The sequence below is a fragment of the Pseudomonadaceae bacterium SI-3 genome (genome assembly GCA_004010935.1).
GTDB lineage: Bacteria > Pseudomonadota > Gammaproteobacteria > Pseudomonadales > Pseudomonadaceae > Stutzerimonas.
In genome coordinates, this window is record CP026511.1 from 2,246,086 (window position 1) to 2,260,584 (window position 14,499).

Here is a 14,499-nt window from a genome sequence, read left to right on the forward strand (position 1 = left end):
AATTCAGACTATGTTCACAGTGTTATCCACAGCTTTTGTGGATAACACTCCGAACCCAAACGCGGCGGGGCTTGCAGCATTAATTTGCGCGTTTAAAGCGCTTCCCGCGTTTTGCCTCGGTAGACGCGCAGCACGTCAGCCATCACTGAAAGGGCGATCTCAGCCGGCGTCTTGCTGCCGAGGTCCAGTCCGATGGGCATGTGGATGCGCTCGATTTGTTTTTCGTCGAGCCCACCGACGCGCTGCAATCGCTCGGCCCGCTTGGCAGAGGTCTGGCGCGAACCCATGGCGCCGATATAAAACGCGGGGGTTCGTACCGCTTCCATCAGTGCGAGGTCATCAATACGTGGATCATGGGTCAGTGCGACCACGGCGGTGGCTTCGTGACACGCGCCGGACGCAATAAATACCGACGGCAACACTGGCTGCACTTCGATGCCTTCAATCAGCGTGCCCTGCATTTCCTCGCGCGGGTCACAGGCAATTACTTCGCAGCCAAGCGCTCGGGCAAAGCTGGCGCACGCCTGTGCGACGGGGGATACCCCTGCAAGTAGAAGCCGAAGCGCGGGGCCGATACGAATATCCACTTGTTCACCCTTAAGGCAGGTCTGCTCACCGCCGTGGTCCGGCAGTAGGTCGGCAGCGCCGGACGTCAGATCTACTCGCCGCAGCAAGCGCTGTTGGCCTAGCAGGGTCGCCTGTAGCGTGCGTAGATGGGAGTGCCATGTGGGGGTCGGTCTGTGGTGCTCCACCAGCACCTGCAGGATGCCGCCGCAGGGCAACCGTAGGCGACGCCGGTCGTCATCGGTTTCGCCGTAGCGAACGATCTGCGCGGGTGCTTGCAGTTCGCCCTGCGCCAGGCTGTCGAGGAACTCTTCCTCGACGCATCCGCCGGACAACGAGCCCACATGAGCGCCATTGGCCCGGGCTACTAGCAGCGCACCGGGGGCTCGCGGCGCCGATCCATAAGTCGACAATACGGTGCAAAACCATACCTCATGTTCGTCCGCTACCCATTGAAGCGCCTGATCGATTACTTGCAGATCAAGGTGTTGCATATCCGTCCCTCTGGCGATTCGGCGAGACTCAGCCGCCGTTATGGATCGGACCAGCCCGAAAGGCGTTCTGCTGCAAGGAGTTTGGGGAGCGGATCGTGGCTGAGCCTAGGGGGAGGGCGTTACGGGCAAGCGAGTGGCTTTGCTCTTTTGCTCCAGGAGCGTGAAATTACCTCCTGAGAGCAACCGCTTGGCCTGCACTTATTTGAGCGATGGCTAGCTGGCGATGTTCAGATAGCGCTTATCGAGCTGACACTCGAAATGCCACCGTTCCAGACCATCTCGTAATGCTCGCTTTGGATGATCGAAATCACGGGCTTTGGGGTCATCAGTGCCCAGCAGTGTTGGCCCGCCTTGCGCACGGAGTGGTAGCGCAAACCGGGTGTCCGGTTTTTTTTCAGCAGGCGCCCAAAGCGATGGCTACTCGTATAGTCGTCCGGGTCGTAGAGCGGATCGGTCATCGGAATTGACGTTGCATCGAGCATTCCGGCCTCGTTGAAGCGGCACGACAAGCCTCGAAAAACAAAGCGTTCATAGCTCAGCCCAGGCACGTTCGACCAATAGCGGTTCTGGTGATGGCGAACTTCGGCAAGCGCGGTGTCCATCGTGCTGGCCAGATAAAGTACCCCATAGCTACCGTCACTGAACCGCGATCCAGCTGGGTTCACGTGGGTAAACGGCGCAGTAGCGTATGAGCAGCCTGGTATGCCGAAGGGTATTTCAGACCGCGAGATCAGCTCCAAACGTCCAGTTTCGTTTCGGAGCCGCGGATTGGTCAGCGCTTGTAGTTGGTAGAGCGTTTCAAACTCGTCGGCATCGGCGACATCATCGAACAAGGCGATGGGCGGAAACTTGGAGTTGACTAGCCGATAGGCCTGCCGTTGGGCATCAACCAGGTCCGGTAGCTGGCCCGGGTTCACCACTGCGCGCCTCGCAGGCTATCGATGCGACGGAACGATTCATATAAGGAAATCATGTCGCCTTGGGCCATGATTTCCAATGGGGAACGCCCGTTAAAGAATTCGTTGTGGTTGGCCATTGCCGCGAACCCGTACACGTTTTCCGGATTGTCGAAGATCAGCCGGAGCGCGGCATGAATATTAAGAACGAAACTGATGCGTTGCATCTGGTCCGGATCGAGGCTGACCGACCAAGAGGCGTCACCCGACTTTGCTCGGGCATGCGTGCTCCGTGAAATGCGCAGAATGTTGCAGGCTTGATCGGTGGTTGCCTGCCATCTTTCCAAGATATTTACCGCAGCCTTGAGACCGGTTGCGCATTGATCTTTCGTTAACGCCTGTGCTTGAAGAACTGCTGCCATGGCTAATATGCTCACTTTGAATCTGTAGATGCAAAGTTAGCATAGTTTGCATCTGCAGAGACAGAAGTTAGTGGCTAGCTAGCCGTTCAACGGTTCCGCAGAATTAGCCGTCACGCCTTTTTCATAGACCAATAGGCCGGCTTAAATAGATCCCGCTCGCCGAGCAGCAGTACACCTATTGCGAAAGCACAGAGCACCAGCCCGATATACAGACACAACTGCAACAGCCCTTGCGGTGAGGGTAACCAGTGCAGCGCCGTCGCAACAGTGACGGCTGTGGCGATCCAGCGCCCGAGAACACCTGGAGCCAGGCCGGCCGGCGACGCGCGATAAACGTATAGCCCCATGAAAAGCGCCTGCAAGGTCACGCCGGCAGAGAACGATACTGCCAGGCCTTCGGCGCCATATGGACCGTAGAGCAGCGCATCGAGGCCGATCGTAAATGCGGAACTGACCAGCATGATCACCAGAAATAACCGTGATTGATGCTGCGCTAAGAGCGCGCGTCCCCATAGCAGCGCTAAGCCCATCGCAGGGAGACCGAGGGCATACAGAACCACCAACGAGGCCGTGGCATCGGTTTGCGTTGCGCCGAACTGGCCCCGCTCCAGTAGCACCGAGACCACCGGTTGCGGGAATGAACAGAGCACGACGGACGCCGGAACCAGGAACAGCAGCGTCGCCAGCAATCCCTTGCGGATAACAGCAGCATGGCCGCTGAGGTCGCCATCATTCCAGCTCGAGACGAAGCGGGGGAAGAGCACCGAGAGCACGGACAAGGCGTAAAGCGTGAGCGGTATGGTGACGATGCGAAACGCAAACGACAGCATCGTGATGCTGCCTTCCTCCAGGTAGGAGGCGAACATTCGCTCAGCAAGAATGCAGGCTTGTTGCGCGCCAGCCGCTAGCAGTACCGGTGCGAACGCGAGACCGAAGCCACCTGCATGCCCCTTCGTCTCGACTTTGTTGCCTCCGCGCAGGTACGCGATACGCCGGTGCTGGACCAGAATCAACGCCAGCTGGGGCAGCAGCATGCCAATGAAAATCACCATCCCGGTGGGTTGGAACAGCAGGATGCCGACGATCGCGCCAGCGTTGAGCAGCACCGTCCGTGTCATCGGCAGGATGAATACCTCATCCATGTTGAGCAGTGCACCCTGGCAATACAAAACCGCCTGAACGGCGACCAGTACCGCCCCTACGCAGAATACGATCTGGCCGGCGGCAACCTGAGCGTCCGTCCAGCCGGGCGCCAGCATGTTCAGAAGCCAATAGCTTGCAATGATGGCGAGGGCACTCACAGCTGCGCCCATGAGCATGACCCGCCAATAAAGCCAGCGGCTGACGGCTTCAAACAGGGCTTCGGATTGGCTGCGCAGCTTTTGCAGGTACGGAATCATCGCGTCGCGCAGGGCGAGGCCGAGGAAGTTCTCGAAAAACATCGGCAGGATCAATGCGACGAATATCAGGTCCGCTTCCCAGCTCAGTCCGAAGGACTTGGCGATGAACAGGTCGCGTAGAAAACCCAATAGAAAACTGGCGACGGTTAGCGCCAGGATGACCAGTGATGCGTTCATTCCTTGATCCTGTGCAGGCCATTATCGGACGGCCTGATAAATAGCGGCATATCCCATCGTGTGCAGGTGGTCCGGTACGCCACCCTTGTCAGGCACCGAGCGAACGGTACATAGACTGAATGGCTCAAGCATGGTTCCTGCGCCGGTGCTGCGCTTTATGCGATCGGTTTTGGTTGCGACAACGCCGGATACGTAAAAATGCCGTAAATCCCCTTTGCGAGCGGAGCGCGACTGCTTATGGTTCACGCTCATTTTCAGGCGAACCCAGTTCATGTCCGAGGCAACTACTTCTTCTGCCGGCTCCGTGCGGCGCTGGCTAATCATCGGCGGCGTGGTTGTTGCGATTGCGCTGCTGCTCTGGTGGCTATGGCCAACCACTGCCGAGGCGCCGTCACAGCGAGCGGGCGGTCGGCCAGCGTTCGGTGCCTTCGGCGGCCCGACACCGGTGCGGGTTGCCCCGGTGGAGCAAGGTCCATTCGAGGTTTATGCCAAGGCGCTCGGCACCGTCACACCGTTGAATACAGTCAACGTGCGCAGCCGCGTGGCAGGAGAGCTGGTCGAGATTCGATTCGACGAGGGCCAGCGAGTCAAGGCCGGCGACCTGCTTGCCGTCATCGACCCTCGTGCTTATGAGGTGGCGCTGCAGCAGGCCGAAGGCACTCTCCAGCAGAACCGCGCCTTGTTGCAGAACGCGCAGGTCGACCTTGATCGCTATCGAGGCCTGTTCGCCGACGACAGCATTGCCAAACAGACGCTCGATACGCAGCAGGCATTGGTGAATCAATACAAAGGCACACTCGCCGCTAACCAGGCCGCCGTCAACGAGGCCAAGCTGAACCTGCAGTTCACACAAATTCGCGCGCCAATCGACGGTCGCGTCGGCCTGCGTCAGCTGGATCAAGGCAACCTTGTGGCGGCCAACGACACCACGCCGTTGGTCGTCATTACCCAGACCCAACCCATGGCGATCAGTTTTACCCTGCCTGAAAGCGAGCTGCCGCCAGTCATTGCCCGGTTCCGCCGCGGTGAAGAGCTGTCCGTACAGGCCTGGGACCGTGGCGAACACATCCTACTCGGTGAGGGCGTACTGGAAAGCGTCGATAACCTGATTGATACGACCACCGGCACGCTGAAGATGAAGGCGCGCTTCGATAACGAGGACGAACTGCTGATACCCAACCAGTTCGTCAACGTTCGCCTACGGGTGGAAACCTTGCCTGATGCGGTCCTGATTCCCTCGGCCGCGCTGCAATTCGGCTCGCGGGGCAATTACGCATACGTCGTCGGCGAGGACTCCAAGGTGGAGCTGCGAGTCCTTGAAGTAGGCCCAAGCAACGGCGACCGAACGGTCGTCACCAGCGGATTGAGCGTCGGCGAACGAATCGTCATGGAGGGCACCGACCGCCTGCGCGATGGCAGCGAGGTCGAAGTGGTGGATCGTCAGAAGCTCGCCGAAGAGGCCGCTGAGAATCCGAAGGTTGAGCCTCAGAGCGCCAAGGAGCGTCCAGCGCGATGAACATCTCGCGGCTGTTCATTCTTCGGCCCGTGGCAACCACCCTGACGATGATCGCGATCCTGCTGGCCGGCCTGATTGCCTACCGCATGCTGCCGGTTTCAGCCTTGCCCCAGGTGGACTATCCGACCATTCGGGTGATGACGCTGTATCCCGGCGCCAGCCCGGAAGTCATGACCAGCGCCGTGACGGCTCCGCTGGAGCGGCAGTTCGGGCAGATGCCGGGGCTGACGCAGATGTCGTCCACCAGCTCCGGTGGCGCTTCGGTGATCACCTTGCGCTTCTCGCTCGAAGTCGAGCTGGATGTGGCCGAGCAGGAAGTCCAGGCCGCTATCAACGCCGGAAGCAATCTGCTGCCCAACGATCTGCCAGCACCGCCGGTGTACAACAAGGTCAACCCAGCGGACACCCCGGTCATGACGCTGGCCATCACCTCTGAAAGCCTGGCTCTGCCGGAGCTGCACGACCTGGTCGATACGCGCATGGCGCAGAAGCTTGCGCAGATCAGTGGCGTGGGCATGGTCAGCATCGCCGGAGGCCAGCGCCCTGCGGTGCGTATTCGAGTCAATCCGGAGGCGCTTGCGTCCTACGGTCTGTCGCTCGCTGACGTTCGCTCATTGGTAACTAGCTCCAACGTCAATCAACCCAAGGGTAATTTCGACGGCCCGACGCGCGTCTCGATGCTCGATGCCAACGATCAGCTGAAAACCCCAGAAGAATACGCCGAACTTATTTTGGCCTACGAGGACGGCGCGGCACTCCGCTTGAAAGATGTCGCCGACATCATCGACGGCGCCGAGAACGAGCGCCTCGCGGCCTGGGCCAATCAAAGCCAGGCAGTCCTTTTGAACATCCAGCGCCAGCCCGGCGCTAACGTGATTGAAGTGGTCGAGCGCATTCAGGCGCTGATGCCAGAGGTCACGGCGAGCATGCCGACCGGCCTGGACGTGGTGGTGCTCACCGATCGTACGCAGACGATCCGGGCTGCCATCACTGACGTCCAGCATGAATTGCTGATGGCCACGTTTCTGGTGGTGATGGTCACCTTCGTTTTCCTCAAGCGTTTGTCGGCGACCATCATTCCCTCCATCGCGGTGCCGCTGTCGCTGATCGGTACCTTTGCCGTGATGCACCTCGCCGGTTTTTCGCTGAACAACCTGACGTTGATGGCGCTGACCATTGCGACCGGGTTCGTGGTAGACGACGCCATTGTCATGCTCGAAAACATCGCTCGCCATGTGGAAGACGGCGAGACGCCGCTGCAAGCCGCGCTCAAGGGGGCGAAGCAGATCGGCTTCACGTTGATATCGCTGACGCTGTCGCTGATTGCCGTGCTGATTCCGCTGTTGTTTATGCAAGACGTGGTGGGGCGTCTGTTCCGCGAGTTCGCCATCACCCTGGCCGTCGCGATCATGATCTCGCTGGTGGTCTCGCTGACGTTGACGCCGATGATGTGTGCCAAGTTGCTCAAGCCCGCCGCGGCTGAAAAATCGGCACCGGACTGGGTCGAGCGGCTGATTGGCGGTTATGCACGTTGGCTGACCTGGGTGTTGGGCCATCAGACGCTGACCTTGCTGGTCGCCGTGGCCACGCTTGGCCTTACGGTGGTGCTGTATCTGGCGGTGCCGAAGGGCTTCTTTCCGGTGCAGGACACCGGGGTGATACAAGGCATCAGTGAGGCCCCTCAATCCATCTCTTTCCGGGCCATGAGCGAGCGCCAGCAGTCGCTGTCCCGCGTGATTCTCGCGGACCCCGCTGTTGCCAGCCTGTCGTCCTACATTGGCGTTGATGGCGATAACGTAACGCTTAACAGCGGGCGGATGCTGATCAATCTCAAACCTCACGATGAACGCGATGTCACCGCCAGCCAGGTCATCGACCGGTTGCGGCCGGAGCTGGCCAAACTGCCGGGCATCGAGCTGTACATGCAGCCGGTGCAGGACCTGTCCATCGAAGATCGGGTCAGTCGCACGCAGTTCCAATTCAGTCTGGAGTCGCCCGACGGAGAATTGCTCGAAGAATGGACCCCGCGGCTGGTCGCAGCTTTGCGCGAGCGATCGGAACTGACCGATGTCGCGAGCGACCTGCAAAGCGATGGCCTGCAAATATTCCTGGATATCGACCGAGATGCGGCGGCGCGCCTGGGTATTCAGATATCGGCCATCACCGATGCGTTATATGACGCATTCGGTCAGCGGCAGATTTCCACAATTTTCACTCAAGCCAGTCAGTACCGCGTGGTGCTCGAGGCGGAGGCAGGCGACCGCCTCGGCGCGCAGGCGCTTGACCAGTTGTTCGTGCAGAGCGAAGGCGGCACGCCGGTCAGGTTGTCGAGCTTAGCAACGCTTGAACAACGCAACGCGCCCCTGCTGATCAACCACATCGGCCAATTTCCAGCGGTGACGCTGTCATTCAACCTGGCCGATGGCGTTTCGCTGGGTAAAGCGGTGGAAGTCATCGAGAGCGTCGAGGCGGAAATCGGCTTGCCTGCTGGAATTCAGAGCCGGTTCCAAGGCGCTGCCGAAGCGTTCCGCGCCTCGCTGTCGAGTACGCTGCTGCTGATCCTCGCAGCGGTGGTCACCATGTACATCGTGCTGGGTGTGCTCTACGAGAGCTACATCCACCCGATCACCATCCTGTCGACGCTACCCTCGGCAGCGGTCGGCGCCTTGCTGGCGTTGCTGTTAACCGGCAACGATCTGGGGTTGATCGCCATCATCGGCATCATCCTGCTGATTGGCATCGTCAAGAAGAACGCCATCATGATGATCGACTTCGCCCTCGAGGCCGAGCGCAATCAGGGCATGAGTCCGCAGGACGCGATCTATCGCGCCGCCTTGCTGCGCTTCCGACCGATCCTGATGACGACGCTGGCGGCGCTGTTCGGCGCGGTACCGCTGATGCTCGCCTCGGGCTCAGGGGCCGAATTGCGTCAACCGCTGGGGCTGGTGCTGGTCGGCGGTCTGCTGCTCAGCCAGTTGCTGACACTGTTTACCACGCCAGTGATTTATCTGTTTTTCGATCGGCTGGGCAGCCGGTTCGGGCGCAAATCCGCTTCAGCTCAAGAGGCGGCGCTATGAGTTTCGAGCTTTCCCTGGCCTTTAAGCCATGAACCTGTCCGCCCCCTTTATCGCGCGCCCGGTCGCCACCATGCTGCTGAGCCTGGCGATTCTATTGCTGGGTGGGGTCAGCTTCGGTCTGTTGCCGGTGTCGCCGCTGCCGAACATGGATTTTCCGGTGATTACGGTACAAGCCAGCCTGCCCGGCGCCAGCCCTGAAATCATGGCATCCAGCGTGGCGACGCCGTTGGAGCGCTCCCTTGGGAGCATCGCAGGCGTCAGCCAGATGAGCAGCCGCAGCAGTCAGGGCTCGACGCGCATCATCATCCAGTTCGATCTTGAGCGGGATATCAATGGTGCCGCCCGCGATGTTCAGGCGGCAATCAACGCTTCGCGCAATCTGCTGCCCAGCGGGATGCGCAGCATGCCGACCTACCGCAAGATCAACCCTGCACAAGCACCGATCATGGTGCTGTCGCTAACCTCCGACGTGCTCAGCAAGGGGCAGCTCTACGACATCGGCTCGACAATCTTGGCGCAGAAGTTGTCGCAGGTTCCAGGCGTGGGCGAGGTGCAGGTGGGCGGGAGTTCGTTGCCTGCGGTACGGGTCGAGCTGCAGCCTCAGCAGCTCGAGCAGTACGGCGTCTCGCTCGATGAGGTGCGCAATACCATCGCCAATGCGAATGTTCGGCGACCCAAGGGGATGGTCGAAGACGACCATCGCCACTGGCAGGTGCTGGCCAGCGACCAACTGCATGAAGCCGCTGACTATCTGCCGCTGATCATCCGTTACCAGGACGGCGCGGCGCTGCGTCTGAGCGATGTGGCGAAGGTCAAAGACGGGGTTGAAGATCGCTACAACGACGGTTTTTTCAACAACGACCGTGCCGTACTGCTGGTGATTAATCGCCAGGCCGGCGCCAATATCATCGAAACCATCGAGGGCATCCGCAACGAGCTGCCGGCACTGCAGGCGATCGTGCCCGGCAGCGTCAACATGGCAGTGGCGATGGATCGTTCGCCGGTCATCCGTGCCACCCTCCACGAGGCCGAACGGACCTTGCTGATCGCGGTGGGCCTTGTGATCGTGCTGGTATTTCTCTTTCTTGGCCGGTTGCGTACCGCGCTGATCCCAGCGCTGGCAGTTCCGGTTTCGCTGGTTGGCACCTTTGCCGTTATGTACCTGTTCGGCTTCTCGCTTAATGTGCTGTCGCTGATGGCCTTGATCCTTGCCGCCGGGCTGGTGGTGGATGACGCTATCGTGGTGCTGGAAAACATCGCTCGGCACATCGACGAGGGGGTTCCGCCGTTGCGTGCCGCCTATATCGGTACGCGCGAGGTGGGCTTCACCCTGTTGTCGATGAATCTGTCGCTGGTGGTCGTATTCGTCTCGATCCTGTTCATGGGCGGCATTGTCGAGCGGCTGTTCCGCGAGTTCTCCATCACCCTGGCAGCGGCGATTCTGGTCTCGCTGCTGGTCTCGCTGACGTTGACGCCGATGCTCTGTGCGCGCTGGTTGAAGCCTCATCAGCCCGAGCATGACGGCCGTCTGTATCGCTGGAGCCACAAGGCCCACCAGTGGTTGTTAGGCCATTACGACAGGTCCCTAGGCTGGGCGCTGCGGCATCATCGGATCACACTGTTTACTTTGCTGGCGACCATCGGTCTCAACGTCTTTTTGTATGTGCAGGTTCCGAAAACCTTCCTCCCGCAACAGGATACCGGCCAGCTGACCGGCTTCATTCGCGGCGATGACGGCCTGTCGTTCCAGGTCATGCAGCCGAAGATGGAGACCTACCGCAAGGCGGTGCTGGCCGATCCGGCCGTGGAAAGCGTGGCAGGCTTCATTGGCGGGCAGGGCGGCATCAACAATGCCTTCATGATTGTCCGGCTCAAGCCGCTGGATGAACGCAAGATTTCCGCGCAAAAAGTGATCGAGCGTATCCGCAAGAACCAGCCGAAGGTACCGGGTGGTCGGATGTTTCTGATGGCCGATCAGGATTTGCAATTCGGGGGCGGTCGGCAGAGCAGCTCGGCCTATTCCTACAACCTGCTGGCCAGCGATCTGGCCGATCTCCGAACCTGGGTGCCGCAAGTGACCCGAGCATTGATGGCCTTGCCAGAGCTGACCAGCATCGACGCCAATGAAGGCGAGGGCGCACAGCAGATCAGCCTGAAGATCGACCGCGATGCCGCCAAGCGGCTCGGCATCGACATGAGCACTGTGACGACGATGCTCAACAATGCCTTCAGCCAGCGGCAGATCTCTACCATCTACGAATCGCTGAACCAGTACCGAGTGGTGATGGAGATCGATCCAAGCTACGCCCAACATCCCGAGGTGCTGGAGCAGATTCAGGTCATCACCAGCGATGGTCGGCGTGTTCCGCTAGCTGCCTTCGCACGTTACGAGCGGAGCCTGGAAGAGGACAGCGTCAGTCACGACGGGCAGTTCGCCGCCGAGAACATCGATTTCGATCTGGCGCCGGGCGTCAGCCTCGATCAGGCGACGCGGGCTATCGAGCGTGCGGTTGCGGCGATCGGTCTGCCGAGTGAGGTTCAGGGGCGCCTCGGCGGTACGGGTGACGTCTTCCAGTCTACGCAGGACAGCCAGCCATTGATGATTCTGGGCGCGTTGCTGCTCGTCTATATCGTGCTGGGTGTCCTGTACGAGAGTTACATCCACCCGCTGACGATCCTGTCCACACTGCCTTCAGCCGGTGTTGGCGCGTTGCTGGCCATTATTCTGACGGGCGAAGAGTTCAGCCTGATCTCGCTGCTCGGGCTGTTTCTGCTCATCGGAGTGGTGAAAAAGAACGCGATTTTGATGATCGATCTGGCGCTGCAGTTCGAGCGTAACGATCATCTCGCGCCGGACGAGTCGATTCGCCGGGCTTGCCTGTTGCGTTTTCGGCCGATCCTGATGACCACTATGGCGGCGATCCTTGGCGCATTGCCGTTGCTGCTCGGGGGGGCGGAGGGGGCAGAAATGCGCCAGCCGTTGGGCCTGACCATCATTGGTGGCCTGATCCTCAGCCAGATCCTAACGCTCTACACCACGCCGGTGGTCTACCTCTATCTGGACCGCGCGCGCCACCGTTTCAACCGCTGGCGCGGTGTACGCACCGATGCCGCCCTGGAAAGACCGCTATGAGTTCGTTGTCCCTGAAAAACTCCCTACGCCCGCTGGCCATCGTCGTCATGACTTTTTCTCTAGGTGCCTGCACCTTGGGTCCTGACTACCAGCGACCCGAGCTGCCAATGGCCGCGGAATTCAAGCGGGCCGAAGGTTGGAAGGTCGCCAACCCGGCCGACGTGCTGGAGCGCGGCAGTTGGTGGCGGCTATACGGTGATGCGAAGTTGGATGCATTGGTCGAACGGCTGAACGCGTCCAACCAGAACCTGGCGGCGGCCGAAGCGCAGTACCGACAGGCGCGCGCGCTGGTGCGGGGGGCTCGCTCTCAGCTGTTCCCGACAGTGGGGGGCAGCGCCGGCGCGACGCGTGCCGGACAGGGCAGTTCGACCAGCTCAGCCGCACAGAGCGGAAACGGCCTCAGCGGCATCAGCGAGAGTTACAGCGTGGGGCTCGATGCGGCCTGGGAGCTGGATATATGGGGCCGTCTGCGGCGCAACCTTGAAGCCAATCGAGCCAACATGCAGGCCACAGCAGCGGATCTCGCTGCTGTGCGGCTGAGCCTGCAATCCGAACTGGTCCAGACCTATTTGCAGTTGCGCGTGATGGACGAACAGCAGCGGCTACTGAACCAGACGGTCGAAGCCTTTGCGCGATCATTGCGCCTCACTGAAAACCAGTATCGTGCGGGCATCGTGCCCAAGTCAGATGTGACCCAGGCGCTGACTCAGCTCAGAAGCACGGAGGCTCAGGCCATCGACCTGCAATGGCAACGGGCCCAGATGGAGCACGCTATTGCGGTGCTGATTGGGGTACCACCGTCGGAGCTGGACATCGAGGAACGTGATGAAATCCCCGATTTACCAACAGTGCCGCTGGCCCTGCCTTCGCAATTGCTCGAACGCCGCCCGGATATCGCGTCGGCTGAACGGCAAGTGATTGCGGCAAACGCGCAAATTGGCGTGGCCGAAGCCGCCTGGTATCCGGACCTGACACTGAGCGCGAGCGGTGGCTATCGAAACAGCAGCTTTAGCGACCTGATCAGTCTACCCAACCGCTTCTGGTCATTAGGCCCGCAGCTGGCCGCCACACTGCTTGATTTCGGTGGCCGGCGTGCCGACCTCGAAGCGGCAGAGGCCAACTATGACCTGACAGTGGCCAATTACCGTCAGACCGTGCTAGACAGCTTTCGTGAGGTTGAGGACAACCTGGTGCAATTGCGCGTCCTCGCCGCTGAAGCGGTGGTTCAACGGCAAGCGCTGGAAGCCGCCCAGGAATCGTTACGTCTGATCCAGAACCAGTACCGCGCCGGTACAGTCGACTTCCTCAGCGTCGCCACCGTGCAAACCAGCGCCCTGAACAACGAACGCACCTACCTGACCCTGCTGGGCGATCAACTCGCTGCCAGCGTTCAACTGATCGCAGCGTTAGGCGGCGGTTGGGAAGAAACGCAGCTGGATTTCGAACCGCTGCTAGAGACGCCTGAGCGCTGATAACCCAACGGCGCCAACGTGCGGGCCCAAATGACATTCGTGGCTGCTGGAGGGTGCGCTGCGTATGGGGGGGGCGGTAATCTCGCCGAGCGGCTTTGGGGAAACCGCGGCGTTGCTGCCGCGGTTGGAAGGTGAGGCGGGGAGGTCAGTCGCGCTGCTTGCGGTTAACCGTCTGTGCTGCCTTGATGATATCGGCGCCGATCACCGGTTCGAATTCCTGCCACACCGGCCGCATGGCTTCGCGCCAGGCTTCGCGTTGTTCCGGGGTCAGTTCGATGATCTCGGACGTGCCCGCCTTGCGGATACGCTCGCGGTCGGCCTGGTTGGCTTCTTCCGCGGCGCGGTTAACCTCGAATGTGACCTCGTCGATAATGCCTTCCAACTCGGTGCGCACCTGATGCGGTATGCCGAACCAGAACCGCGTATTGCTCACCAGCATGTAGTCGAGCACGCCATGGTTGGATTCGGTGATGTAAGGCTGCACCGTGTGCATCTTCTTGCTGTAGATATTCGACCAGGGGTTTTCTGCACCTTGAACGGTCCCGTTCTGCAGCGAACCGTAGACCTCGGCGAAAGGAATCTTCTTGGTCGGCGCTCCGACCTGTGCGAATTGCGACTCCAGAACGGCGGAGGGCTGGATACGGAAAGCCAGTCCCATTGCATCGCTTGGCAGGCGCAGCGCCTTTGTTGCCGAGAGCTGCTTCATGCCGTTGTGCCAGTAAGCCAGACCGGTGATGTTCTCCTTCTCCATCGAGCGCAGTAGTTGGCGTCCCTTGGCGCGCTTCTGGAAACGGTTGACGGCCTCCAGGTCATCGAACAGGAAAGGCAGGTCGAATACTTGCACCTGCTTGGTGTACTTCTCGAACTTCGCTAACGAAGGCGCTAGCAGCTGCACCTCGTCATTGGCCAGCGCCTCAAGCTCGTTGGCATCGCCGAACAACGTCGAGTTGGGGTAGACCTCGACGCTTACCTGGCCGGGCAGACGCTCTTCAACCAGTTTCTTGAACAGCAGGGCACCCTTGCCTTTCGGGGTGTCTTCAGCGACGACGTGCGAGAACTTGATGACGATCGGCTCAGCTTCGACCGCGGTCGCGGTCAACGCCAGCACCAGGCCGGCGAGGGTGATGATCGGCTTGATCATGAAAAGGCTCTTTGTTTTTGGTGGGTTGGCATGACATCCGAGAAGCAGATGTGATTGAGCTTCAATGAAGCGTTATGCCAAATAAGCCGCACCGTAAAAAGGGCTTTCTCACAGAATTCATAATTGAGGCAGCGGGAGTTGCAACAGGTCACACTTTCGCCGCAGATAGGGGCGGCTCTGCGCCGCTAGACTGCAGCGCAGAGCCGT

General features: G+C 60.2%; 10 protein-coding genes. 4 read left to right on the forward strand and 6 right to left on the reverse strand.

What is annotated here, in order from left to right; genetic code table 11:
• Positions 1-92: 92 nt before the first annotated feature.
• From C1896_10670 to C1896_10690, 5 genes are all read right to left on the reverse strand, one after another.
• On the reverse strand, positions 93-1,058 hold the full coding sequence (locus tag C1896_10670) for an XshC-Cox1 family protein (GenBank protein ID AZZ45323.1): 966 nt from the start codon (positions 1,056-1,058) through the stop codon (positions 93-95).
• Positions 1,059-1,285: 227 nt separating this feature from the next.
• Positions 1,286-1,978, reverse strand: a complete 693-nt coding sequence (locus tag C1896_10675) for a hypothetical protein (protein AZZ45324.1) — start codon at positions 1,976-1,978, stop codon at positions 1,286-1,288.
• Positions 1,972-2,376, reverse strand: a complete 405-nt coding sequence (locus C1896_10680; GenBank protein ID AZZ45325.1) for a hypothetical protein — start codon at positions 2,374-2,376, stop codon at positions 1,972-1,974. Before C1896_10680 ends, C1896_10675 begins: the two co-directional genes overlap by 7 nt.
• 110 nt (positions 2,377-2,486) lie before the next feature.
• A complete protein-coding gene (locus tag C1896_10685; GenBank protein ID AZZ45326.1) occupies positions 2,487-3,953 on the reverse strand; it encodes a virulence factor in 1,467 nt (488 codons plus the stop codon).
• A 21-nt stretch (positions 3,954-3,974) separates the two neighbouring features.
• The gene (locus tag C1896_10690) at positions 3,975-4,226 is read right to left on the reverse strand and encodes a hypothetical protein (GenBank protein AZZ45327.1); all 252 of its coding nucleotides are present in this window, start codon (positions 4,224-4,226) and stop codon (positions 3,975-3,977) included.
• Here C1896_10690 and C1896_10695 point away from each other — a divergent pair.
• The 4 genes from C1896_10695 to C1896_10710 are packed head-to-tail and all read left to right on the forward strand — an operon-like array spanning position 4,225 to position 13,151.
• The gene (locus C1896_10695) at positions 4,225-5,469 is read left to right on the forward strand and encodes a multidrug transporter subunit MdtA (GenBank protein ID AZZ45328.1); all 1,245 of its coding nucleotides are present in this window, start codon (positions 4,225-4,227) and stop codon (positions 5,467-5,469) included. The two genes, C1896_10690 and C1896_10695, sit on opposite strands and share 2 nt — an antisense overlap.
• Positions 5,466-8,546 carry a multidrug transporter subunit MdtB gene (locus tag C1896_10700; protein AZZ45329.1) on the forward strand — a complete coding sequence of 1,027 codons (3,081 nt, stop codon included), beginning with the start codon at positions 5,466-5,468 and terminating at the stop codon, positions 8,544-8,546. Before C1896_10695 ends, C1896_10700 begins: the two co-directional genes overlap by 4 nt.
• Before the next feature lie 28 nt (positions 8,547-8,574).
• A complete protein-coding gene (locus tag C1896_10705; GenBank protein AZZ45330.1) occupies positions 8,575-11,679 on the forward strand; it encodes an acriflavine resistance protein B in 3,105 nt (1,034 codons plus the stop codon).
• Positions 11,676-13,151, forward strand: coding sequence for an RND transporter (locus C1896_10710; GenBank protein AZZ45331.1), 1,476 nt, complete (start codon positions 11,676-11,678; stop codon positions 13,149-13,151). Before C1896_10705 ends, C1896_10710 begins: the two co-directional genes overlap by 4 nt.
• Before the next feature lie 145 nt (positions 13,152-13,296).
• Here C1896_10710 and C1896_10715 read toward each other — a convergent pair whose 3' ends face one another.
• Positions 13,297-14,289 (reverse strand): C4-dicarboxylate ABC transporter, encoded by a 993-nt coding sequence (locus C1896_10715; protein AZZ47621.1) that lies wholly within the window; start codon positions 14,287-14,289, stop codon positions 13,297-13,299.
• Positions 14,290-14,499 lie beyond the last annotated feature (210 nt).